Origin of the sequence: Natronococcus roseus (assembly GCF_043677095.1) — an archaeon.
GTDB classification, from domain to species: Archaea; Halobacteriota; Halobacteria; order Halobacteriales; family Natrialbaceae; genus Natronococcus; species Natronococcus roseus.
Genome location: NZ_JBHLJR010000008.1, coordinates 1 through 22,640, shown reverse-complemented (window position 1 = coordinate 22,640; position 22,640 = coordinate 1). Strand labels below are relative to the sequence as shown.

Sequence of the window (22,640 nt, the reverse complement as noted above, 5' to 3'; positions counted from 1 at the left end):
CGGGGTGAATCCCGAGCGAGATGGTCCGTGGCACGGGTTCTCGCTCGTACGCAACACGCCCTCTCCAATGAGTATCAACACTACCACAGAACATAAAAATACCGACGTATCGCCAGTAAATGATTCCCCGGAAGCGAACAACCGCGCTGAAACCTACCCGGTAACCCCGATGGTCCACGCGGCCACAGTCTTCATCCAACTTGAAGACGATAATGCACTGTACGACTGGCTCAGCGCCAAACAACGCGAGTTCGACACACTACGAGACGAACCGGGAACGTCAGCGAACCCGCATCTCGTAGCGCATGAGTATACTCCTGTGTGGGATAGAAAAGAACGAGAGTGTGAGATAGGCCTCTTCACCAGTGCGACAGGCTATGGCAAGCGGACGAGTGACGGAGAGTTCATCCCCGAAACCGACTATCACCTCGGTCTCTACGCCGATGCCTTAGAGGCGAAAAAGCCCCCGCTCCCGGCGAAGTGTAAACTCGTCGTTGACAAACGGGAAGCAGGTCTCCAGAGTTGCAATGGGGGCGAGTTTTCGTGGCCACCCGGAACGGACGGGCGTCGCTGGGAGGGAACTCATCTGAAAATTCAGACCAGCTACATCACCAACCCATTGGAAGCCGTGACTCGTGCTGAGGAGATGCTCAGTGCTGCATTCGACGACTTCAACTCGCTCGATGAATTCGGCGACCTCATTCCAGAAATGTGCCGTGTCCGGGGTGTCGAGGTTTACATCCGTTTTCATCGCGACCTCGCAGAAGCGACCGTCCGAGAACTCGAACAGAGCGCAAACCTGACCGTCAAAGCCGACGGTGAGGGGGATATATATAGTCAGTTCCGAAACGGCGAATGTACCAACTACGGGTTCAAGACGACCAGACTGCCGTTCCTCGGGTTGGATACGAATTCCCTCGAAGACCCACCGAACAGTGTTAAATTGAAAGCGTACGCAGCGACGCGTCACAATCAGAGGGCTGACGGAGACCCCCTCCGACACTGGAAACTGGAGGCGACCATCAACGGTGCATACGCGTGGGATGACTGGGCGGCAGTCCGTCACTACGCAGAACGCATCGTCTGTAGCCACGCTTTGTGGGCCGGTATCCGCGAAGACGACCTTATTCCAGATGAGTGGTTCTTGGCAGGCGAGCAGTCACAGGAACCGCTCTCGTTTGACCATCCAGCAGACCGTCGTAACCAACTTACCGAGTTCTGGCAGTCCCAACGGTTCGAGCGAACCGTCCTCGGCCGACTCTTTAACAGCCGGACAAAATCGTACTACGATTGTCTTTGTGTCCTACTGAACCGGGCGAACGACCAAATCACCTATCAGGAGATGGCTGACGAGATAGGCCTAACAACGGACACTATCGGTCGAATAGCTGGAAAGCTCGAAGAAGATGGGATTGTCGTTCGGGGTTTCAGCGGGATTGGATACATTCGCTGGCAATCACAACAAGCAAAAGACACGGTTCACTCTTTACTTGACCGCGACATAACCGAAGCTGAGCGACGCGAAAAAATAGAGGCCCGTGCCGACGAGCGACGAAGGGACCGCGAAGCGCAGAGAGAGCGTGACAGCGATTCCGAAGTGACAGACAGGGAAGACGCCGACCCGTGGGTCGAGGTCCCCGAGAGCGGGATTGATGCGGAAGAACTCGCAGAACGCCTCCTGAACGGCGACATCGACCCGGCGGACGTATCCTTGCGTCCCGGTGGATAGTGCATCCCACCTCGGGACCGACCTTCGATAGCTGCAGCACTCGTTTTCCAAGTGTCACTTACTGTATTCCGACTATACTATTTTCCAGTTACTGTATTGTAGTACCATGTACCATTTATCATGGTTGGGACTCGCACGCTGGAAATAGACATTCGCCGAGGGTACAGTAGCTCCTCAAACATTGCCTGAGATAGGAGAATTATTGCCATTCGACGGGTAACTCTTGCAAATCGGTGGTTGAACGGGATGTGACCGGTGTCATAGATACCCCTTCCCCCTTAGGGGTATGCCCCTAAGAAGTGTCGAGATTCAGCCTCGAAGCTGGAGCAGTATGAATAGAACGAGTCATGCGAGCCGCCAATATGCTACTCAGGTATGGTTGCTCCCGACCTCGTCTTAGGAGACCGAAATAGAGTCCTCGTCGAATAGGCAGGTCAAATTCTGGGTCCCGGTGTTGCTCCACCATTGCCGCCAGCGCGACCGTCGCTTGCATCATCGGCCTGTTCGAGTCCTTGTGTCGACCGTCCTTGACTAGCCGTGGCTGCGCGGTCACGACCACGCTGCTGAGGTGGTTGCGCTGTCACGGTTCCCGTGACGGCTGTGCCGGTGAGGGCGACTATTCCAGCCGTCTTGAGGACGCTCCGTCGTGAGATTGATTTGTCTTGAGTCATGGGTGTTGGTTAGATACCGGGTCCTCCCGGTCTACCACCGGGGCCTCCTCTGTTCTCTTGCGCCTCCTCTCTCCTCTGTTGAGCCCCCTCATAGCGTTGTTGAGCGTGAGGAGGCCGCCGGTTTTGGGCATGTTGCGGGGGTTGAGCGGCCGCTGTTCCAGTAAGAGCCATGCCGGTGAAGACGGCTACTCCAGCGGTCTTGAGGATGGTTCGTCGTGAGATTGGTGTGTCTTGGGTCATGGTTGTGAGATTAGATTGTGGGACCTGTATGTCCGTGACCGTTCCCGCTAGCGCGACCGTCGCTCGCATCATCGGCCTGCTCTAGTCCTTGTGTCGACCGTCCTCCACTGGCGGTAGCCGCGCGGTCTTGCCCACGTTGTTCCGGTGGTTGGGCCGCGGCAGTGCCAGTGACGGCTGTGCCGGTGAGGGCGATGATTCCGCCTGTCTTCAGTACAGTTCGGCGTGATATTGGGTTGTCTTGGGTCATGGTTATTAGAGGATAGGGCCCGGAGAGGCCCCACCGCGTCCGTTACCGCCAGCCCGGCCACCGCTCGCTGTGTCCGCCTGTTCTAATCCACGAGTCGACCGACCCTGACTGGCTGTGGCTGCGCGGTCACGACCGCGTTGTCCCGGCGGTTGTGCTACGGCGGTTCCGGTCAGAGCCGTGCCCGTGAGGGCGAGAACGCCCGCTGTTCGAAGGACGCTGCGTCGTGTGAGTAGTGTGCCTTGAGTCATGATTGTCAGTCAGATTGTAGGGCCTGTATGTCCGCGACTGCCAGCCCGTCCATCACTCGCAGTAGCTGCTCGGTCGAGTCCTTGTGTCGACCGACCGCCACTGGCGACGGCTGCGCGGTCATGGCCGCGTTGTCCCGATGGTTGAGCCGCGGCAGTGCTGGTGACGGCTGTGCCAGTGAGGGCGAGAACGCCCGCTGTTCGGAGGACGCCGCGTCGTGAAATTGGATTGTCTTGAGTCATGATTGTAGGTTAGATTGTGGGTCCCGTTCCGTGATGGCCTCCGCCAGCCCGCCCATCGCTCGCCGTGTCAGCCTGTTCTAATCCTTGTGTCGACCGTCCCTGACTGGCGGTGGCTGCGCGGTCGCGGCCGCGCTGCTGGGGCGGTTGAGCAGCCGCTATTCCCGAGACTGCTGTCCCGGTGGAGGCGACTATACCAGCGGTTTTCAGCACAGTTCGGCGTGATAGTGGTGTGTCTTGAATCATGGTTGCAAGGTCATAGTCCGGGACCCGGTTGGCCAGTTCTACCGTTTCCACCAGCCCGACCGTCGCTCGCATCATCGGCCTGTTCGAGTCCTTGCGTCGACCGTCCTCGACTAGCGGTGGCTGCGCGCTCTCGGCCGCGTTCTTGTGGGGGTTGCGCTGCCACGGTTCCCGTGAGAGCAGTTCCCGTGAGGGCGATGATTCCCGCTGTTTTGAGGACAGTGCGCCGAGAGACTGGTATCGGTTCGTGCTGCCGAGAGATAGGGTCATTCATGGTTTATCACGGTTTTAATTGACCAAGTACTGTAGGCCAGCTATGATAATAAACCCGTAACGCGGATTGCGGCGAGAGTCTCAGCGGAAGACCATTCACGACCCGTAGAAGTCTCTCTACACGGTCGGTATGTGGCTCCTGAATATTCTACCACCGTGAGGATGGAGGATGAACGAAAGACACGCACAAATACCCCAAATCCAGAACTACTGAACGTGTGGACGATGCCCGGTGTGTTCTCCAGCAACTACTAACACTGTTAGGTTCATTTATATGAACTTCCGCAAAATCGCTACCGTAGCGAAAGAGAAAACAGCGGCACAGGAACCGAGCCCTCGAAATTCTTGACCTAACAGCTATGTTAGCGTCTATTCTCGATATCTTGTTAGGTCGGTTCGGGTAACACACCGCACACTGGAAATATCCTGCCTTGGATGTGGAGGTAAAGTCCACGCTGGAAAGAATGACGATTCAGATTTTCGGCTGCACGAGTTAATGGAGCATCGAAATTGAAGTCATTCAATATCTTCTGCAGGTTCTTCGGGTATCGTTGATACCACTTTGAGGGCTTTGCCGTCTATTCCGAAGGCGATTAGCTCTGTGTCGGTTATCGTCTCAAATCGGTCGATTTCATCTTGGATATCGTGAATTTCGGAGTACGGTATCTGGTATTGTTCTTCATCGATTTCGGTGGTGACCGGTTCGTCTAGTTCCGACGCTCGGTCAATCCCGAGTTCATCCAATACTTTCTGTTCGCTAGTGACAGTGCCATCAATGAATGATTCCCCGATAACGGATTGTTCGGTCTCCTCGAAGTATCGCGACACGCAGTTTTCGACGCGATGATAGACGCTGTGGGGGAGGTCGTAGACCTCGTCGCGGAGGTGGTGTGGATTCTCGATGAGCCATTGGATAATGGGGTCGTCTTCGCCGACGGCATCGCGTAAGTCCTCGAACCAGTGGGGTTTGTCGCGGACGATGTCGAGGTTCTGGCCACAGTTTGCACAGAACGACATGATGGGCTCGATGGAGATGCCGCATTGGGGACAGTCGTCGAGGAGTGGGATGGCTTTCTCCGCCGGTTCGATACCGTGTCGTCGGAGAATTTCGTTGTTGATGTCTTTGTCTGTGAGATGTTCGTAACGGTCTAGCTGTCTTGATTCACGTGTCCATCCCGCTCTGTGGACAATTTCGCGGTCAGAAAGCCCTCTCTGCGCCCATCGTGTTATAGCGGTGTGACGAAACGTGTGTGGGTTGATTTTCTCGTCTGGAATTTCGTCGTAGTCGGCGGTGATTCGTCGGAGCCGCCGTCGGACGACGGGAGGTTGCATCGACCCGTCGTCGTCTTCGTTCTCTTCATCCCAGTTCTGTTTGTGCAGGAGTGGTGCGCCCGGGTCGTCGGGTCGGGGGTGGTCGCCGTTGATGTAGCGCTGTAAATATGGGGTCGACCACGTGGTGACGTGTGTAGGGCCGTCTGCGCCTTTGGTTCCTTCGGCTTCATCGTTGATGCTCAGGATGCCTATTCCTTCGTCCTGCTGATATCGGTAGTCTCCTCGGCGAAGGGAGCAGATGGCACCAATTCTGAGTCCCATATCGAGCAACAATCCGAAGAGTACGCGGTCACGTTCATTGCGCGCACACTCCTCTATCATGAGGCGAACTTGTTCGCGGTCGAATACATCCTCCTCGGTGATTTTACCTCCGCTGTCATCTTTGTGGAGGGTGATGTAATCGGGGTTTGCCTCGAATGCCCAGTCTCGTTTGCGCTTCTCCGTGTGCTTTTCGAGGTTTTTGATGAACGAACGCGCCGATTTCCCATAGTTGCGCGCGGTGCCGTCGCTCCACTCTCGTTCGAGTTGTAGGTCATCGATGGCCTGTTCGATGTCCCCGGCGTCGGCATCGACGAACGGCGTATCGAGTTGACCCATTACGACTTTGACCCTCATCGCGTTGTTGTATACTGTGCCTTTCGCCTGTTGTTTCTGCATTTTCTTGATATATAGGCGCAGAAGTTTCTGGTCAGGTTTGTCTAGTTCCTTTATGTCCTCCGTGAGCAGCCGTTGTAATCTTCGTTCATACCCATATGGGTCATCAACAGACATGGCAAGGTAGTTGACCCTCAATACGATAAAGGATTCGAACCGTTTAGGTATCACTCCGCCCGGGACTACTTCTGTCGCGAGCAAACCCGCGAGCGACGAATACGTCCAGCGGATTCGAGCCCAGAGGACGAGAGGATTCGAGTCCTCGCGGTTCGAATCCGCCCGGGACTATATTCCACTACTTCTTGTATGAAATAAAACGAGTAGGCCGATAGCTGTCGTTCGGAAATATCCCTCAGCGGAAGCAACCTCGAGCGATCCACCCAAACTTCCGAACAGCTTACGACGGCAGTTCCTCGAACGTCGCCGACGCGTGGACGCGATTCCCCTCGAGGGCGATCTCGTGGGACACGTCCTCGCCGACGAGGTGGTCCCGGACCATGCTCTCGGCGGGGACCGAATCCTCGGGATAGAGCCCCGAGAATCGGGCTTCCGTCTCGAGGAGCTCGCCGTCCTCGGCATCGACCACGAGGGTGGCGACGAATCCCTCGAGATCGCCGAGAACGGGGTTGCCGCCCGCGTCAAGATCGACCCCCGGCTCGTCGCCGGCGTCGATCTCCTCGGCCGGCTCGAGCGCGTCGTCGAAGCTCTCGACGTTCCAGACACCGAACGCCATCGCGGCGTCGCCCGTCGTCTCGAAGAGCCAGCGACCGTCGTCGGTGTCGACGGTTCGGTCGACCTCGTCGAGGCGACGCTCGAGCGCGTCCTCGACGACGGCTTTGGGCCGATACCCGTCGTCGCCGGACTGGATCGCGACGACTACGGCGTCCTCCGAGACGGCGTAAGCCAGCTCCTCGGGGGTGACGTAGACGGTGTACCCGTTCCGTTCGTCCGCCTGTTCGAACTCCTCGGAGTACTGCGCGACGAAGAGTTCGGGGTCGTACGTTCCGTGGAACACGAGCACGTTCTCGGTCCAGGTCACCGAGTCGGTCGCGATCCCGTCGATATCCTGGCCGTCTTCGGGGAGGATGTCGCCGGAGAAGGGGTAGAACATGATTCCGAACGCCGCAAACGGAGCGATCAGCCCGCCGTACATCGGGAGTCCGAGGATCGGAGCCTCCTCGAGGAGCGCCTCGGTTTCGTCGTCGGTTCTCGGATCGTCGCCCTCGAGTTCCTCGAGGGCCGTCCAGTCGAGGTGGGCGAAAAACGTGCCCGTCTCCGTTCCTCGGCTCGCCTCGGGGACCCACCTGGCGTAGCCGGGAACGTCGTGGGAGGGGAACTGGCCGTCGTCACCGTCGAGGTCGCCGGTGCCGGAACACCCGGCGATCGTCGCGAGGCCCGTCGCGGCGAGAGTCGTCGAGAGCAACTGACGGCGTTTCATACGGAGGCGCTTCGGCCCGAACGGGGAAAACCGTGACGCGCTCGTCCCGCAGAGACGTACGGTACCGAGTCTCTCGACCGAAACGACGGATGCTCGGTCGCTCCCAGTCGCTGGGAACCCGGGACAGGCTTAGGAACGTCCGCCACCGAGTAGACCACATGACCCTCCCGTCCGATCAGCGATCGCGGTTCCCGCGTCCGCCGACGACGGCCGACGATCACGAGGGCCGGACGATAACCGTCGTCGAGTACGACGACGGCACCGAGCCCCTCGTCGAGATGTACGGCCACTTCGACGAGGAGTCGCGGTCACAGGGGCTCCCGCCCAGATCGGACGATCGAACCCGCGAGTGGCTCGAGGGGCTGCTCGAGGACGGGTACAACACCGTCGCGTACCACGGGGACGACGCGGTCGGCCACGCGGTGTTGGTCCCCTCCGGCGAGCTGTTCGAGCTCGCGATCTTCGTCCGACCGGAGTACCAGGCGGCGGGGATCGGCACGCAGCTCATCCGCGGGCTGCTCGGCCAGGGACAGGACCGCGGCGTCGAGCACGTCTGGCTCACCGTCTCCCGGTCGAACCGGATCGCGATGAACCTCTACTGGTCGGCCGGCTTCGAGACGACGGCGAGCGGGCGGGGAGAGCACGAGATGGAACTCCGCCTGTAGTCTTGTGACCCTGTTTTGGAAGTCGATTCGAAGAAAAGGGGACGTATCCGTCGCTCGGCGATCGGCGGGAGCGTCGCAGAAGCGTAAACGTTAGTCCGAGAGCGCACTCGAGCCCTGCCCCGGGGCGTCGATCGAAATTCCGTCGGTGCCGGTCACGGAGACCGTGATCTCGTCGAAACACTGGCAGTACTCGCTGGCGTGTTTGCCGCCCATCTGGATTCGGGTCCGCTCCTCGAGCAGTCCCGCGTCGGTCAACAGCTCGAGTTTGCGGTACACCGTCGAGGAGGGGATCTCGCACCGATCGGCGACCTCGGCGGCGGTCAGCGCCTCGTCGGTCGTCGCCTCGAGGATCGTTCGGCAGTCGCCGTCCTCGAGAGCGGTGAGAACGGTGTCGACGTCGACGTCGTCTTCGGTCGGGAGGGGCGATGCGGAGTCGGCGGGATCGCGGTCGTAGTTCGTCACGGACATCGTCGTTCTACTCCCTTCTTTCCGTGGAAGCCGTACCAACTAACGCCCAAAATATACGGGGCTATTTATCAGGGGGCGGTTATGTGGGGGAGGATTGGAGATGCAGCGAAACACAAGTCCGCTCGAGATCGAATCGAGCAGCGCCGAATCGGATCGGAGAAGGACGACTGCGATCGGACGCGGGATCGAACGGGATACGGCCGAAATCGAACGGGAACTCAGTAGGGACCTTTGCGGTTGCCCATCGGCATCTCGGCGGTCGGTCCCGAGGACGTCGCGCTGCAGGTTCCACAGCGGAAGTCACCCTCACCGTCGTTGAGCCGTCGTTCGGCTCGAGGCCGAGCTGTGTGTACAGCAGCAGGGTGACCTCGGCGTCGTGGACCAGGTAGTGGATCGGGTTTGGGGAGTCGGCCACCTCCGGTGGGTTGACCAGCCGTGCTGGTCCCATCTTCCATGGGTGCGTGTTCGGAGCGAACGCTATTTCACCCAGCGTCTCTTTCCAGGGGTTGGAAAGATGTAGGCGGCGTTCGAACTCGTTGTCCACCGAAAGATCGGTGTACCCTCACGGTCGTCATCCCCCGGTCCCCTCGTTCAGAGTGTAACGACTCGAGCGGGAAGCCGGGGGAAGCGGCGATAGCTGACTGCAGCTTTTCACTCTGAATGGAGTGTGTGCCCACCCCCACCCCTCGTTCAGAGTGAAAAGGGCTTCGAAGGTGTCCCCCTGTCTGTGGGAGACGACGGTGGGGCGGATATCCAGTAGAGAATCAACGTACTGATCGGAAGCGCCATATTTGAGTCGTCTCACGATAATTCTACACGATCGCCCGATCGGAGCGGAAAAGGGGAGTAAACCTTACCATGTAGATACGGCATACTACCAGCATCCTTATCTTGAGCCGATGCAGACGTCGGGTCGTGTGGCACGCTGTCTTGGAGTGTGTTATCTCTGACCTAGTTGGTAGCTAGCATATAGTGGTGGACTATCTCTCTGGATGTCTACGTCCGGTTACTAGATAGATATCTAGAACAACATAGTAACTAACTAGAGCTATTCTAGACGCTGCCCTCCTACCAGCAACAACAACCTATACCATAACATATAATACTAACTAGTAAGTCCCGTCGTAGAGAATGCTAGACACACTCATCCATGTTCGAGATGAAAGTATGATGAGTGTACTGTTACATTCTCACAGCAGTTACTGTCTCAATTCCGTGGTTTCTCACCGCCGTTCCTCACACACCTCCCACCCCCTCTTTCGAGCCGTTACACTCTGAACGAGGGGTGGGGGTGGGGTCGAAGAGAGGCCGAAAACATTGGTGGAGTCTCCCCATTATTCAGTCTGCATGCGGCCTCCGGCCCGCTCGCGCCGATTCTCTCGAAATACATCGGTTCAACGCCGCTCGAGATACCTTATCAGTCTGAGCTACCTTCCATAGTTTTATTATACAACTCTCCAAGGACAGCAACATGACCGAACAGGCCGGTGGGGATCCCCTCTTCCAGTCGCAGGATCCGATCTTCAATCGGAAGGAACTCCTGCACGTCGGCCACGTCCCCGAGGAGGACCGGATCGTCGGCCGGGACGACGAGATCCAGTCCGTCGCGGCCGAAGTCGGGGCGATCACGCGGGGCGACCCACCGAACAACGTGATGATCTATGGCAAGACCGGGACCGGGAAGAGTCTCATCTCCCGCCATGTCGCGACGCGGGCCCGGGACGCCGCCGATGACAACGAAATCGGCTGTGGCGTGCTCTACGTCGACTGCTCCGAAGCCAACACCGAAACGCGGGCGACCCGCCAGCTCGCCCTCAGCCTCGCCGACCAAACCGGCTACGACCAGCATATCCCGGTCCGGGGGGTCGGCACGATGGAGTACTACCAGCACATCTGGTCGGTCCTCGAGGAGTTCTTCGACTCGGTGATCGTGATCCTCGACGAGATCGACAAGCTCGACAACAGCAACATCCTGATGCAGCTCTCGCGGGCCCGCGAGGCCCGAAAGACCGACGCCTACATCGGCGTCATCGGCATTTCGAACAAGGTCCAGTACCGAGAGACCCTAGACGAGCGCATCGACAGCAGCTTCGGCCACCGGGAGCTGTTCTTCCACCCCTACGACGCCGCACAGCTCCGAGAGATCATGCGCAATCGCCAGGACGCCTTCCAGCCGGACGTGCTCGAGGACGGCACGATCGAGCTCTGTGCTGCTCTCGCGGCGAAGAAACACGGCGACGCGCGCAAGGCGATCGAGATCCTCAAGGAAGCCGGCGAGCTCGCCCGCCGCACGGCCTCCGAGAGCGTCTCCGAACGCCACATCAAGCAGGCCCAGGAAGTCGCCGAGATCAACCGGATCGAGGAGCTCACCAGCGGGGCGACCGCCCACGCGAAGCTGGCACTGTACGCGCTGGCGAGCTGTATCGTCACTGGCGACCGCGAGACCTACAAGACCCGCGAGATCTACGAGCGCTACGCCGACATCTGCGAGCTGGTCGCGACGGACCCGATCACCGAGAACGGGCTCTACCGCCAGCTCAAGGAACAGGCCTTCTTAGGCGTTATCGAGTCCGAGAAGACCGGCGGCGGTCGCTCCCAGGGAAGCTACCTCCTCCACCGGCTCGTCACGGATCCGAAGCACATCGTCAAGGCCGTTCGCCGCGACGACTCGCTCGAGGAGCTGCCTCCCTACGACAAACTCGTCGACAGTACCGATTCGACGCGCGGACGCGTCGACCTCTCCTCGTTCTCGTAGCTCTCGGCCCTACTCCCCGTTCCCGTAGCTCTCCGCTCCACTCCCCGTTCCCGTAGCTCTCTCGCCTTGCTCTCCGTTTGCGTAGCTCCCGATTCCATTCTCGTTTCTGTAGCCCCACCGTCCTCTCGAGCCGTTTCACTCTGAACGAGGGGTGGGACCCCGACCCAACGGTCCCGCCTGCCGACGGGGACGATACCCCGACTACGGCCACAGGCCGCGGGCGTCGTGTGCGTCCGCGATCCGCGAGAGCGCGACGAGGTAGGTCGCGTCGCGCCAGGTGACGTCCCGCGCGTCGTACTCCTCTCGAACGGCGTTCCACGCCTGGAGCATCTCCGACTCGAGCTCCTTGTGGACCCGCTCCAAGCTCCAGGCGCGGCGGTTGATGTCCTGAAGCCACTCGAAGTAGCTCACCGTCACGCCGCCGGCGTTGGCGAGGATGTCCGGGATCACGTGAACGCCCTGGTCCTCGAAGACCTGGTCGGCGGCCGACGTCGTCGGCCCGTTCGCGCCCTCGACGATCATGTCCGCCTTGACGTTGCGGGCGTTCTCGACGGTCAACACGTTCCCGATCGCCGCAGGAATCAGCACGTCGACGTCGAGCTCGAGCAGCTCCGCGTTCGAGAGCGTCTCGAGGGCGTCGTACGTCGAGACCATCCCCGGCGCCTCGTCGTGGTCCTCGACGTCGTTCGTGTCGAACCCGTCCGGATCGTAGATCGCCCCGTCGACGTCCGAGACCGCGACGATCGTCGCGCCGCGTTCGTCCAGATAGCGGGCCGCGTTCGCACCGACGCTGCCGAACCCCTGGACCGCAACCGTCGTCTCCTCGAGATCTCGATCGTAGTACTCGATCGCCTCTCGCGTGACGATCCCGACGCTCCGGCCGGGGGCCTTCTCTCGCCCCTCGGAGCCACCGATGACCGGCGGTTTCCCCGTAACGACACCGGGCGTCGTTTCGCCGGCCTGCATCGAGTAGGAGTCCATGAACCACGCCATCGTCTGGGGATCAGTTCCCATGTCCGGCGCCGGAATGTCCTTCATCGGGCCGATGACGGGTCGGAGCTCCTCGGCGAACCGACGGGTGAGTCGCTCTTTCTCCCCCCGGCTCAGCTCCTTCGGGTTGACGACGACCCCTCCCTTCGCGCCGCCGAAGGGGAGATCCATCACGGCACACTTCCAGGTCATCCACATCGAGAGCCCGACGCACTCGTCCTCGGTGACGCCGGGATGGTAGCGCAGCCCGCCCTTGTACGGGCCGCGGACGCTGTCGTGGTGGGCGCGGTAGCCGGTGAACATCTCGGTTGTCCCGTCGTCGCGCTCGAGCGGGATCGACACCCGGTAGACGCTGGTCGGATAGCGGAGCCGTTCGACGACCCCCTCGTCGACCTCGAGGTGGGCCGCGGCGCGCTCGAGCTGGCGGCGGGCGGTTTCGACGGCGCTCTCGGATTCGGGTTCCGCTGTGGATTCGGCTGTAGTCATTGTGAAACGGTGAGTGCACCGACCGGAGTCGTGTTCGACTCGGCTGACGACCTCCCGCCGAACCGGCCTCCGGGTGCAGGTGTAACTGGTATTCGTACCGAACAATAACCCTTGTCACTGCGAGCGAGTGTTGACAATACTTGCGATCGCGAGATGAAGGGGGATGATCGCTCACCTCTTGAGTCATCGAGCGGGCAAACGACCCCTCGAGATCCCGACGCGTTTTTGTGCGGTCTCGTGGAGGTCGAACGCATGACGGGACTGTACTACGAGGAGTTCGAGGTCGGCGAGACGATCGAACACGAGCGCCGACGGACGATCTCCGAGAGCGACAACCAGCGCTTCTGTGATATGACGATGAACCAGCAGCCACTCCACCTCGACGAGGAGTTCGCTGGCGACACCCAGTTCGGGGACCGGCTGGTCAACGGACTCTACACGATGTCGCTGGCGGTCGGGGTCTCGATCCCGGAGACGACCGACGGGACGATCGTCGCGAACCTCTCCTACGACGACGTCGAACACCCCCAGCCGGTGTTTCACGGCGACACGATCCGAGTACAGTCGACGGTGACCGACAAGCGCGAGACCAGCGACGGTGAGCGCGGGATCGTCACCATGCGCGTCGAGGCGTTCAACCAGGACGACGAGCTCGTCTGCGAGTTCGAGCGCACGGTTCTCTCGCTGAAACGCGAGCGCGCGGAGGCGGAGTGACGATGTCGGCCTCCGGTGACGCCGCCCTCGAGCGCGACCTCGAGTGGCTCTCGCTGGAGGACGACGAGGAGATCGTCTGGGTCGGCGGCCCCGACCGTCGGACGCTGCTGCCGACGCTGGCGATCGGGATCCCACTCTCGATCGTGCTGATCGGGATCCTGCTCATCGTCGGCGAGTACCTTCGGATCAGTAACACCGTCTACGTGATCACCGACAGCGCCGTCTACCGGAAAACGGGCGTGCTCTCCCGGGACGTCAAACGGATCGACCACGAGAAGGTCCAGGACATCTCCTACAGCCAGTCAGCGCTCGGCTCGACCTTCGGCTACGGAACGGTCGAACTCACGACCGCCGGCGGCGCGGGCGTCGAGATGGCGTTTCGATCCGTTCCGGAGCCCCGAACGGTCCAGCAACGAATCAGCGAACAGGTCGGCCGTCACCGCGATCCGGGTCAGGGAGAGGGGGACGTCCTCGAGGAGATCCTCACCGAGCTACGGGCGATCCGTGCGGCCGTCGAGGGGTCGGACGACGTCGAGATGCCGGATATCGACGACGAAGTATCGGATATCGACGGCGAAGGGTTGCTCGAGTCCAACTCCGACGTCGAACCCGAAGCCGACCCGGAAGCCGGACCCGACTCCGAGCCGAGGACCGAATCCCGACCGGATCGTCGGGAGCCCGTTCGCAGGCGACAGCCGCCGAGGGACGACCCGGACCCGGCGGACGATGTCCCGTCTGGCGGACATTCGTCCGACGACCGACTCCTCGAGGGCGACGATCCGTCGCTCGATGACCGTCCGCTCGAGGACGACGCCTCGAGGAACGGATCCGACGACGACGATCGGAACCGACGATGACGGCCACGACGAGTCGTTCTCGGACCGATTCGGGCGATCAGGCGGACCGAGAGAGGGTCGCATCCTGGCTGGCCCTCGAGTCCGACGAGCGACTACAGTGGCGAGGCCGACCTCGGGTCCAGACCATCTACCCGTGGCTGGCCGGCACGGTCCTCGCTATGGCCGCGGTCGCCGTCGGCGTCGTCCTCGAGTTCCTCACGATCCTGGCACTGGGCTGGATCCCGATACTCGCGGCGGTGCCGCTGTGGCCCTACGTCCGGCTCGCGAGAACGGAGTTCGTGATCACGGACCGTCGGCTGGCGATCAGACGCGGCGTGGTCGGCGTCTCGGTGCGAACGGTCGGCCTCGCGCGAGTCCAGAACACGACCGTCACGCAGGGTGCCCTCGAGACGGTGATCGACGCCGGAACGGTCTCGATCGAGACCGCGAGCGGATCGACGCTCGCGTTTCGCTCCATCGACGCTCCGCTCGCGGTTCGAGCCGAACTCGAGCGTGCGGCGGGCGGATCCGAAAGGGCTGGAGTTCCCGGCACGCGGGCACAGTGGGCCGCGATCAAGGACGCGGTTCGGGGCTGGCGGGTCGCCCTCGAGGAGCGGAACGGCGACGAGCGTCGATAGCACCCTCAGGCGCTCAGACGACCCGCGAGATCATGTAGAGGTTGATCCCGACCGCGACGGTCCAGGGGATCGCGAGCCCGGCGGGGACGATCACCCGATACACCTGTGGAAGGAGCGGCCGACAGGCCAGGCCAATGCCGACGGCGGTCCCCTTCATCGCGAGCATTCCCGCGAGCCCGTAGCTGTAGATCACGTTCCTGGCGATCGGGTTCGACTCGGCCAGCCCGAGCTGGAGGCCGACGAACGTCGTGACGACGTCGCCGACCAGCGAGAGGGCGACGAGGATCCAGAGCGCGCGCTCGAGCATCTTCGGCGTCAGCTCGCCGGGAAGCCGTCTCGAGGCGTGTCCCTCGTCGAAGCTCATGAGTCTCCCCGCCGGAGTCGAACCGGCAGCCGCCCTCGGGAGCGTGTAGCTCTCCTCGACGAGGAGCGGTTTTGTTATGAGAGCGATAGCGATCGGATAGGCGGCTGCTAAACGGTTTTCGGGATCGAACTAGAGGATCGTGCCGTGTTTCTTGTCCGGCAGCTCCTTCTCGAGGCCCTCGTAGAACGCGAAGCGGGCCGACAGCTCCTCGCGAAGCGTGCTCGGGGGGACGATCTCGTCGATGACGACCTCGCTTGCCATCCGGTGGACGTCGATGTCCTCGCGGTACTCCTCGCGCAGTTCCTGCTCGCGGCGTTCGCGCTCCTCGGGGTCGTCGATTTCGGAGAGCTTGCGCGCGTAGACTGCGTTGATCGCGGCTTCGGGACCCATGATGGCGATCTCTCCAGACGGGAGACCGATGACGCTCTCGGGATCGTATGCGGGGCCGCCCATCGCGTAGATCCCGGCGCCGTAGGCCTTGCGGACGACCACCGTCTGCTTGGGCACCGTCGCCGAAGAGGTCGCGTAGATCATCTTCTTGCCCTGCTCTAAGATGCCCTCCTTCTCGACCTGCGAGCCGGCCATGAACCCGGGCGTGTCACAGAGATAGAGCAGGGGGATGTCGAACGCGTCGGACTTCCAGATGAACTCCGCGGCCTTCTCGGCCGCGTCGGGGAAGATCGCGCCCGCGCGGTGGGCCGGTTGGTTCGCGACGATCCCGACGGGGCGGCCGTCGATCCGGGCGTAGGCCGTGATGATCTCCTCGCCGTAATCGGGCCGTAACTCGAAGTACGACCCCTCGTCGACGACCCGATCGATGACATCGGTCATGTCGTACCCCTTGTTGGGCTCCTGCGGAACGATCGCGTCGATCCCCTCCGGCGAAGCGACCGGCGGCTTCGGCTCCTGTTTCGGCGGCTTCTCGTCGGCGCTGTCGGGGAGATAGGTGATCAGCTGGGCGACGAGCTCGCGGGCATGTTCCTCGTCGCGGGCGACCAGATCCGCCGACCCCGACTCGCAGGCGTGGACCGCGGGCCCGCCGAGCTCCTCGAGGTCGATGTCCTCGCCGGTGACCATCTGGACCATCCGTGGGGAGGCGATCGCCATCGCGGACATCCCCTCGACCATGATCGTGAAGTCGGCGAAGACGGGCGTGTAGGCGGCCCCGGCGATACAGGGACCGTAGAGCACGCAGATCTGGGGCACCCGACCCGAGAGCATCGAGTGGTTGTAGTAGTACTTCCCGATCCCCTCACGGTTGGCGAAAAAGCCCGTCTGCTGGTCGATCCGCCCCCCTGAGGAGTCCATCAGGTACAGTACCGGCTTGCCCGTCTTCAGCGCCCGCTGTTGCATCCGGAGGAACTTCTCGACGCCCTTGGTCGCCATGCTGCCGCGCTTGACGGTGTAATCGTTGGCCATGAAGTGGACGTCCCGTCCCTCGAACTCCGCGGCGCCAGTGATGAGCCCGTCGGCCGGAAGTCGGTCGTCGGTCTCCTCGTCCGCGTCGGCCCCGCGGGGGTGCCAGTCGTCGAACGCCGCGAACTTCCCGTCCTCGAACAGCAGGTCGCCGCCGTCCCCGCCGAACCACAGGTCGAGTCGATCCCGGACGAACAGCTTCTCGCCGTCCTCGAGCTGCTCGCGGTACTTCTTCGGGCCGCCCTCGAGGATATCCTCGATCTCCGCCCACAGCAGCGCCTCGCGGTCGGTCGGTCCGAGCGACTCCGCGGACCGGTCGGCCGCCGATCGATCCGCCGTCTGCTCGGGCTCGGTCGGCTCCTCGTGGGTCGCTGCCGGCTCGTCTCCGTCGCCGACGTACACCTCGACGTCGCTCCCGACGTGCTCGGCCAGCGCGGCCGCGATCGCGGCCGCCTCGTCGTCGGACGCGGTCGCAGCGATACGAACTTTCATGACAAAAATTGCGACGGGGGGTCCCAAAACCGTTTTCACTCGCCGGCGTCGTGATTCGACCGACTATCCCGCCGAAACGCCGGTTTCGGTGACTGTCAGGGTACCAAACGGAAATAGCACCTGCAGGCAGAATCGGTATCTTCTAAATTACCCAAACCCGTAGTAGCTTCCGATCCCACGGGTGTACGTGACGATTAGCTATGACAGCCCGTGGCGTACGCCGTAGAGCCAGACTCGAGAGATCAGTAGTATGTCCCATGCGACCGCTTCCCGCTCCGCAGATCGACTCGCGAGGATTCGCGACCACGTCCGAGAGGGAATGAGCCGCCGTGAGTTCTTCCGAACCCTCGCTACTGGCGGGTACGCCCTCGGTATGGCCCACTTTCTCGGCGTCGAGGACTTCCTCGCGGCCGACGACGGCGAGGTCCCGGTCGTCACCGCGCTCGTCCGAAGCGACCCCGACGACCCCTGGTCGCTCGAGGAGCGCACGGAGTACGTTCCCGCCGACTGGTACGCCGCCGTCGAGAGCGCGATCGAGCTGAACGACCGCCTCTCCCGGGCCGCCTTCACCGGATACCTCGGCAGCGCGGTCGTCCCCGAGCCCTACGACGACGGCGGTGCGGCGGTCTCGGTCGGCGTCTCCGGCGACCTCGATTCGATCCGAGACGCGGTCGGCGACCTCTCGGAGGGCGTCTCCCTGACCGTCCGAGAGATCGTCGACGTCGAGGCGGTCGAGGACGACTCCGACCGCTACGAGCCGCGAATGGCCGAATCGCTCACCTCGAGCCAGGTCCCCGCCGGAATCGCCTGCGAGACGCCCTCGAGTCTCGCGACGCTCGGGCCGGCTATGTTCGACCCCGAAATTCAGCAACGGTACTTCGTCACGGCCGAACACGCCTTCGAGGAGCAGGACGAGGTCGACGGCGCGTTGCTCTCGCTCCCGATTTCGGCCGAGGACCCCGTCGAACTCGGGCCGGTCAGACACGCCTATCCCGTCGAGGACGTTGCCGCCATCGAACCGAACGGGAGTCTCGCGCCGTCGATGTGGATCGACGCTCCGGAGCCAGTTCGCGTGCGCGGCCAGCTGACACGCTGGGGCCTCGCCGACCTCATCGCCCGGGACGAACGCCTCGAGAAGGTCGGCGCGCTGACGGGCCATACGACCGGTCGGGTCCAGGGGTTCGACGCGGTAACCTGTTTCACCGACGACTTCTGTCGGCGGGGCCAAATCCGCTGGGGCGGCGAGATGGACCTGACCGACGGCGACAGCGGCTCGGCCAGCTACTACGACGATCCCGGGGGCGACGAGGAGGACGTCCTCGTCGCGGGGTTCAACAACGCCCGCACCTGGTGGCCCGGCCAGAGCTACGTCTGGGGGGTCGCGGCCTATCGCGTCACCGAGCAGTACGGTTATCACTTCTGAGATGGAACCCGACACCACGCACGCAGCGATGTCCGACGACCGCCGCTCCCGACCGCGACGCGCGCTCGCCAGCCTCGCAGCGGCCGTCGGCGTCGGAACCCGTATCGTCCTCGACGCGCTCGTCATCGGTCTCTGGGTCCTGTTTCTGACGCTGCTGTTTCTCTCGACGAACTGGCCCCGGTGGCTGTTCTACCTCCTCCTGCTGGTCGGGGTCGGACTGTACGTCTCCATCACGGCCGGCTGGGGCGGCTCGTCGAACCGCGACTGATCGGGACCGCGATCACCCCTCACTCTCGTCCCTGGTGACGGCGAGCTCGAGGACGAAACTCGAGGCCGAGACGATGTCGCCGATACCGACTGTCCCCGCGGGATCGGCGACGACGCGGTTGGGGCAGGCGGCGACCGTCGGCTCACAGAGGGTGCCGTCATCGACTCGCCCGCCGACGTGTTCTGCGAGCAGTTCGATCGCCGCCAGTCCCTTCCTCGAGGGGTCTCGAGATCGCCGGCCGTCAGGTCGAACTCCGGCGGTCTCGAGGCAGCGATGAACCGGGAGCCACCTGTCGCCCGCACCCCGAAGAACTCGTCTCCCTCCCTGAACTCGAACACCCAGTTGATCTTCGTTCGCTCGGCGGTTTCGGCCTCTGGAAGGGAAACGTAGCTCACCGTCTCGTCCTCGAGGACGGGGTAGCGCACCGCCTCGGGGTGGTCGAACATCGACAGCTGTCGCTCGGAGAGCAGGTACGTGTACGTGATCGGTGCGGTCCCCAGTGCGGTGAGCAGGTTCGTCATGATCCCCGCCTGGCCGTCGGGCTTCAGCTCCGCCTCCAGCGTGGCGGCGAACGCATCGGTCATGGCGATCTCGTCGCCGTGTCCGGCCGCCATCGTTCGCGCGATCGCCGCCGCGAGATCCCGCTTCGACTCGAGCGGTTTCGCCGGTCCCGTCTTCCCGGGGTCCGACGGTCGATCGAGAAACGACGCCAGCTCTTCGGCGACTCGAACGATCGCATCGACGTTCGCGTTGTAGGCGACGAATACCGACAACTCCTCGAGGGCGGCGAGATCCCGCTCCAGTCGGGCGTGGGCGTCCCTCATTGCACCGGCACCTCCCAGCCGTAGCGAAATAACCCTGTGCGTGTCGGACTCTCGCTTTGGCACTCGCCGTCTCCCCGGGGACGCGGCGATCCCGACCGCCATGGAAACAGTGGACCCGGTTCCTACGCGCGAAAAAGGAGGGTCGTCTGGAACGTTCGCCTCAAGTGGCTACTCGAGGGCGTCCTCGAGGCGGTCGATCAGCTCGTCGTTGCCGACGTGCAGCGGCACGCGGTCGTGGAGCTCGTCCGGTTCGACCTCGAGGATCGACTGGCTTCCATCTGTGGAGCTGCCGCCGGCCGTCTCGACGAGGTGTGCGATCGGGTTCCCCTCGAACTGCAGGCGGAGCTTGCCTCGGGGGTTGCCCTCGAGGGCGGGGTAGGCGAAGATCCCGCCGTAGGTGAGCACCTGGTTGACGTCGCCGATCATCGCGCCGCCGTAGCGCAGTTTGTGGTCCGGATCGGACTCGATCTCGCGGACGTAAGCCTCGAACTCGTCCGACCAGTGGGGGACGCGGCCGCCGAAGCCGTAGACGAGGGGATCGTCGGGGAGGGTAACGTCGTCGTCGACGAGGTTGCGGTCGTCGCCCGTCAGCTCGTACTTTTCGACGACTCCGTCGCGGGCGAGGGCCATCGTCGTGATCGGCCCGTAGAGGATCCAGCCCGAGGCGACGAGCGAGGTGCCCGGTGCGGGAAGGGGTTCGTCGTAGATTCCGAACACCGTCCCCATCGTGTTGTTCGATTTGAGGTTCGAGGAGCCGTCGAGGGGGTCGACGCCGACCGAAAGCCCGCCCTCGTCCCCGCAGTCGATCGTCTCGAGGCGCTCCTCGCTCGCGTACTGACAAACCCCGTCGATCGACGAGAGGCGGTCGGCGAGCAGCTCGTCGGCCCAGACGTCGGCCTCGGCCTGGGTCTCACCGCTCGGGTTCTCCGCGTCGGCGTCCTCGCGTCGGCCGACGAGGCCCTGCCTGATCTCCGGTGCCGATTCCGCGATCGTCTCGACTACCTCGTCGACCACGCGACTGTCGTCGCGTCCGGTCATTCCTCGAGCGCGGCGTCGGCGGTCTCCTCCTCGAAGATCACCTTCTCGAGGGCGTCGAGGATTCGGGTCGGGTTCTCGCGCTGCCAGACGTTGCGCCCGACCGCGAGCCCCTTCGCGCCGGCGCTGACGGCGGACTCGACCGTCGAGAGGAACTCGTAGTCCGACGTCTTCGACCCGCCGCTCATGACGACGTTCATGTCGCCGGCGGACTTGCAGGCGTGTTCCATCGCTTCGGAACTGCCGGGGTACTTGACCTTCGCGATGTCGGCGCCCAGCTCGAGGCCGAGGCGGGTTGCATAGGAGATGGTGCTCGGCTTGGTGTCGTTTTTCAGCCCCTGTCCGCGGGGGTATGACCACATGACGACGGGCAGATCGTGTTCGCGGGCGTCCTCCTGGACGTCGCGGAACTCCTCGGCCATCTCGACCTCGTGGTTCGAACCGCCGTAGAGCGTGAAACCGATAGCGTCGGCACCGAGTTCGGCCGCGTAGTCGACCGAGCAGTTCACCGCGGAGTCGTACTCGCCCATCCAGAGGTTCGAGGTGCCGTTTACCTTCAACAGGAGGTTGACGTCGTCCTCGTAGCTGGGGTAGTACCCCTCCGCGATCCCCTTCTGGACGGCCATGCAGGTGACGGCGTCGTGGGTCGCCGTCTCGAACACCGTCGACGGGTCGAGCTTCTCCGGGACGTCCTCGAAGTCGACCGGACCGTGCTCGAGGCCGTGGTCCATCGCGAGAATCAGTGACTTACCGTCGCGAACGATCGGAGAGTCGTCGATCGGAATCATCTGTTAGACGGTCCACCGTGTCGCTATATATCTCTGGTGGTCTGCCTGATATAAATTACTTACAGTCGTAGTAAGCGACTCCGTCGGTCGTCCACTGTCCGGAAATATCCCTCCGTACAACCCCTCTGGAAAGCAACAGTTCGTCTCCCTCGAGCGGCGGACTCACACGATCGATCGGCACGTTTACGAGCCCGATGGGTGAAGGCCGGCGTATGGTACGCGATCAGATCGACCGGATCGGCGTCGTCGGCGCGGGAACGATGGGCAGCGGGATCGCACAGGTCGCCGCGACGACCGGCTACGACGTCGTGCTCCGGGACATCGAACGGGAGTTCGTCGAGAACGGCTTCGAGACGATCGAGGACAGCCTCGGCCGCCTCGAGAGTCGGGACGCCCTCGAGGAGGACCCCGAGACGATCCGCGGCCGGATCGAGGGGACGACCGCCATCGACGAACTCGGCGACTGTGACCTCGTCGTCGAGGCCGCTCTCGAGGAGATGGACGTCAAACGGGAGATCTTCGCGGAGCTGGAGCGAGTCTGCGACGAGGACGTGTTACTCGCGACGAACACGAGCACCCTCTCGATCACGACGATCGCCTCCGAACTCGACCGCCCGGAGCGCGTGATCGGGCTGCACTTCATGAACCCCGTCCCGATCATGGAGGGCGTCGAGGTCGTCGTCGGCGAAAAGACGACCGACGGCGCGACCGAACTGGCCCACGACCTCGCCGAGGAGCTGGGCAAGACGACCTGGGAGTCCGACGACAAGCCCGGCTTCGTCACGAATCGGATCCTGATGCCCTGGATCAACGAGGGGATCCGGGCCTACGACGAGGGCGTCGCGACGAAGGAAGATATCGACGCGGGGATGGAACTCGGCACGAACGTCCCGATGGGGCCGCTGACGCTGGCCGATCACATCGGCCTCGACATCTGTCTCCACGCCTCCGAGACCCTCCACGAGGAGCTCGGCGATCGGTACAAACCGGCCTACCTGCTCAAGCGGAAGGTCGAGGCCGGCGACCTCGGAAAGAAGACGGGTAAGGGGTTCTACGAGCACGACTGACGAACCCCTCGCCGACCCGACGCGGCGGTGTTCAGATAAGGTTGAAGAAGTGAGGCGTGGCGTTTTCAAAGTGTTCTATGCCCGAAAACGCACGCCTCA

Annotated in this window: 18 protein-coding genes and 1 pseudogene; 9 read left to right on the top strand and 10 right to left on the bottom strand. The window is 62.6% G+C overall.

The annotated features are described in order from the left end of the window. Positions 1-67 precede the first annotated feature (67 nt). Positions 68-1,729: a DUF7845 domain-containing protein gene (locus ACFEMD_RS19665; RefSeq protein ID WP_394742987.1), complete on the top strand. Its 1,662-nt coding sequence runs from the start codon at positions 68-70 to the stop codon at positions 1,727-1,729. A gap of 2,675 nt (positions 1,730-4,404) precedes the next feature. Here the strand turns inward: ACFEMD_RS19665 and ACFEMD_RS19660 are convergent. Together ACFEMD_RS19660 and ACFEMD_RS19655 are read right to left on the bottom strand one after the other, a co-directional pair. Continuing rightward, positions 4,405-5,991: a tyrosine-type recombinase/integrase gene (locus ACFEMD_RS19660; RefSeq protein ID WP_394742986.1), complete on the bottom strand. Its 1,587-nt coding sequence runs from the start codon at positions 5,989-5,991 to the stop codon at positions 4,405-4,407. A gap of 280 nt (positions 5,992-6,271) precedes the next feature. Continuing rightward, positions 6,272-7,312: a hypothetical protein gene (locus ACFEMD_RS19655; RefSeq protein ID WP_394742985.1), complete on the bottom strand. Its 1,041-nt coding sequence runs from the start codon at positions 7,310-7,312 to the stop codon at positions 6,272-6,274. Positions 7,313-7,470: 158 nt separating this feature from the next. Between ACFEMD_RS19655 and ACFEMD_RS19650 the strand changes: the two genes are divergently transcribed. Beyond that, complete coding sequence (locus ACFEMD_RS19650; RefSeq protein WP_394742984.1) at positions 7,471-7,977, top strand: GNAT family N-acetyltransferase; 507 nt, start codon at positions 7,471-7,473, stop codon at positions 7,975-7,977. 90 nt (positions 7,978-8,067) lie between these two features. Here the strand turns inward: ACFEMD_RS19650 and ACFEMD_RS19645 are convergent, their stop codons facing one another. Further along, entirely contained in the window at positions 8,068-8,445 is a 378-nt protein-coding gene (locus ACFEMD_RS19645) for a helix-turn-helix domain-containing protein (protein ID WP_394742983.1), read from the bottom strand. A 1,471-nt stretch (positions 8,446-9,916) separates the two neighbouring features. On the opposite strand from ACFEMD_RS19645, the gene ACFEMD_RS19640 reads away from it, so the two are divergent. Then, positions 9,917-11,200, top strand: a complete 1,284-nt coding sequence (locus tag ACFEMD_RS19640) for a Cdc6/Cdc18 family protein (RefSeq protein WP_394742982.1) — start codon at positions 9,917-9,919, stop codon at positions 11,198-11,200. Between the two features lie 201 nt (positions 11,201-11,401). On the opposite strand, the gene gdhB is transcribed toward ACFEMD_RS19640, so the two are convergent. Further along, complete coding sequence (gdhB, locus tag ACFEMD_RS19635) at positions 11,402-12,676, bottom strand: glutamate dehydrogenase GdhB (RefSeq protein WP_394742981.1); 1,275 nt, start codon at positions 12,674-12,676, stop codon at positions 11,402-11,404. Positions 12,677-12,928: 252 nt separating this feature from the next. Between gdhB and ACFEMD_RS19630 the strand changes: the two genes are divergently transcribed. From ACFEMD_RS19630 to ACFEMD_RS19620, 3 genes are read left to right on the top strand one after another with little or no spacing between them, the layout of a single operon-like run. Beyond that, positions 12,929-13,390, top strand: a complete 462-nt coding sequence (locus ACFEMD_RS19630) for a MaoC family dehydratase (protein ID WP_394742980.1) — start codon at positions 12,929-12,931, stop codon at positions 13,388-13,390. A gap of 2 nt (positions 13,391-13,392) precedes the next feature. Further along, on the top strand, positions 13,393-14,247 hold the full coding sequence (locus tag ACFEMD_RS19625) for a PH domain-containing protein (RefSeq protein WP_394742979.1): 855 nt from the start codon (positions 13,393-13,395) through the stop codon (positions 14,245-14,247). Continuing rightward, positions 14,244-14,864, top strand: a complete 621-nt coding sequence (locus ACFEMD_RS19620) for a PH domain-containing protein (protein ID WP_394742978.1) — start codon at positions 14,244-14,246, stop codon at positions 14,862-14,864. Before ACFEMD_RS19625 ends, ACFEMD_RS19620 begins: the two co-directional genes overlap by 4 nt. 13 nt (positions 14,865-14,877) lie before the next feature. On the opposite strand, the gene ACFEMD_RS19615 is transcribed toward ACFEMD_RS19620, so the two are convergent. Continuing rightward, a complete protein-coding gene (locus ACFEMD_RS19615; protein WP_394742977.1) occupies positions 14,878-15,228 on the bottom strand; it encodes a DUF5658 family protein in 351 nt (116 codons plus the stop codon). Between the two features lie 129 nt (positions 15,229-15,357). Next, entirely contained in the window at positions 15,358-17,136 is a 1,779-nt protein-coding gene (locus ACFEMD_RS19610; protein WP_394742976.1) for an acyl-CoA carboxylase subunit beta, read from the bottom strand. A 250-nt stretch (positions 17,137-17,386) separates the two neighbouring features. Between ACFEMD_RS19610 and ACFEMD_RS19605 the strand changes: the two genes are divergently transcribed. Next, positions 17,387-18,559, top strand: a complete 1,173-nt coding sequence (locus tag ACFEMD_RS19605; protein ID WP_394742975.1) for a hypothetical protein — start codon at positions 17,387-17,389, stop codon at positions 18,557-18,559. A gap of 1 nt (position 18,560) precedes the next feature. Next, on the top strand, positions 18,561-18,827 hold the full coding sequence (locus ACFEMD_RS19600; RefSeq protein ID WP_394742974.1) for a hypothetical protein: 267 nt from the start codon (positions 18,561-18,563) through the stop codon (positions 18,825-18,827). A gap of 12 nt (positions 18,828-18,839) precedes the next feature. Here ACFEMD_RS19600 and ACFEMD_RS22105 read toward each other — a convergent pair whose 3' ends face one another. From ACFEMD_RS22105 to ACFEMD_RS19585, 4 genes and pseudogenes are all read right to left on the bottom strand, one after another. Further along, the gene (locus tag ACFEMD_RS22105; protein WP_449560132.1) at positions 18,840-19,019 is read right to left on the bottom strand and encodes an ADP-dependent glucokinase/phosphofructokinase; all 180 of its coding nucleotides are present in this window, start codon (positions 19,017-19,019) and stop codon (positions 18,840-18,842) included. A gap of 98 nt (positions 19,020-19,117) precedes the next feature. Further along, a pseudogene (locus ACFEMD_RS19595) lies at positions 19,118-19,651 on the bottom strand (ADP-dependent glucokinase/phosphofructokinase); the annotation flags it as partial. A gap of 168 nt (positions 19,652-19,819) precedes the next feature. Next, positions 19,820-20,689, bottom strand: a complete 870-nt coding sequence (locus ACFEMD_RS19590; RefSeq protein ID WP_394742973.1) for a class 1 fructose-bisphosphatase — start codon at positions 20,687-20,689, stop codon at positions 19,820-19,822. Further along, complete coding sequence (locus tag ACFEMD_RS19585; protein WP_394742972.1) at positions 20,686-21,474, bottom strand: class I fructose-bisphosphate aldolase; 789 nt, start codon at positions 21,472-21,474, stop codon at positions 20,686-20,688. The genes ACFEMD_RS19590 and ACFEMD_RS19585 overlap by 4 nt, the downstream gene beginning before the upstream one ends. Positions 21,475-21,686: 212 nt before the next feature. Between ACFEMD_RS19585 and ACFEMD_RS19580 the strand changes: the two genes are divergently transcribed. Beyond that, positions 21,687-22,541 carry a 3-hydroxyacyl-CoA dehydrogenase family protein gene (locus ACFEMD_RS19580; protein WP_394742971.1) on the top strand — a complete coding sequence of 285 codons (855 nt, stop codon included), beginning with the start codon at positions 21,687-21,689 and terminating at the stop codon, positions 22,539-22,541. The last annotated feature ends 99 nt before the right edge of the window (positions 22,542-22,640 follow it).

What these genes read in the sequence shown, in the direction of transcription:
- ACFEMD_RS19665 (WP_394742987.1), top strand. Translation starts at nt 68, where the DNA reads ATGAGTATCAACACTACCACAGAACATAAAAATACCGACGTATCGCCA.
- ACFEMD_RS19660 (WP_394742986.1), bottom strand. Translation starts at nt 5,991, where the DNA reads ATGTCTGTTGATGACCCATATGGGTATGAACGAAGATTACAACGGCTG.
- ACFEMD_RS19655 (WP_394742985.1), bottom strand. Translation starts at nt 7,312, where the DNA reads ATGAAACGCCGTCAGTTGCTCTCGACGACTCTCGCCGCGACGGGCCTC.
- ACFEMD_RS19650 (WP_394742984.1), top strand. Translation starts at nt 7,471, where the DNA reads ATGACCCTCCCGTCCGATCAGCGATCGCGGTTCCCGCGTCCGCCGACG.
- ACFEMD_RS19645 (WP_394742983.1), bottom strand. Translation starts at nt 8,445, where the DNA reads ATGTCCGTGACGAACTACGACCGCGATCCCGCCGACTCCGCATCGCCC.
- ACFEMD_RS19640 (WP_394742982.1), top strand. Translation starts at nt 9,917, where the DNA reads ATGACCGAACAGGCCGGTGGGGATCCCCTCTTCCAGTCGCAGGATCCG.
- gdhB (WP_394742981.1), bottom strand. Translation starts at nt 12,676, where the DNA reads ATGACTACAGCCGAATCCACAGCGGAACCCGAATCCGAGAGCGCCGTC.
- ACFEMD_RS19630 (WP_394742980.1), top strand. Translation starts at nt 12,929, where the DNA reads ATGACGGGACTGTACTACGAGGAGTTCGAGGTCGGCGAGACGATCGAA.
- ACFEMD_RS19625 (WP_394742979.1), top strand. Translation starts at nt 13,393, where the DNA reads ATGTCGGCCTCCGGTGACGCCGCCCTCGAGCGCGACCTCGAGTGGCTC.
- ACFEMD_RS19620 (WP_394742978.1), top strand. Translation starts at nt 14,244, where the DNA reads ATGACGGCCACGACGAGTCGTTCTCGGACCGATTCGGGCGATCAGGCG.
- ACFEMD_RS19615 (WP_394742977.1), bottom strand. Translation starts at nt 15,228, where the DNA reads ATGAGCTTCGACGAGGGACACGCCTCGAGACGGCTTCCCGGCGAGCTG.
- ACFEMD_RS19610 (WP_394742976.1), bottom strand. Translation starts at nt 17,136, where the DNA reads ATGAAAGTTCGTATCGCTGCGACCGCGTCCGACGACGAGGCGGCCGCG.
- ACFEMD_RS19605 (WP_394742975.1), top strand. Translation starts at nt 17,387, where the DNA reads ATGTCCCATGCGACCGCTTCCCGCTCCGCAGATCGACTCGCGAGGATT.
- ACFEMD_RS19600 (WP_394742974.1), top strand. Translation starts at nt 18,561, where the DNA reads ATGGAACCCGACACCACGCACGCAGCGATGTCCGACGACCGCCGCTCC.
- ACFEMD_RS19590 (WP_394742973.1), bottom strand. Translation starts at nt 20,689, where the DNA reads ATGACCGGACGCGACGACAGTCGCGTGGTCGACGAGGTAGTCGAGACG.
- ACFEMD_RS19585 (WP_394742972.1), bottom strand. Translation starts at nt 21,474, where the DNA reads ATGATTCCGATCGACGACTCTCCGATCGTTCGCGACGGTAAGTCACTG.
- ACFEMD_RS19580 (WP_394742971.1), top strand. Translation starts at nt 21,687, where the DNA reads ATGGTACGCGATCAGATCGACCGGATCGGCGTCGTCGGCGCGGGAACG.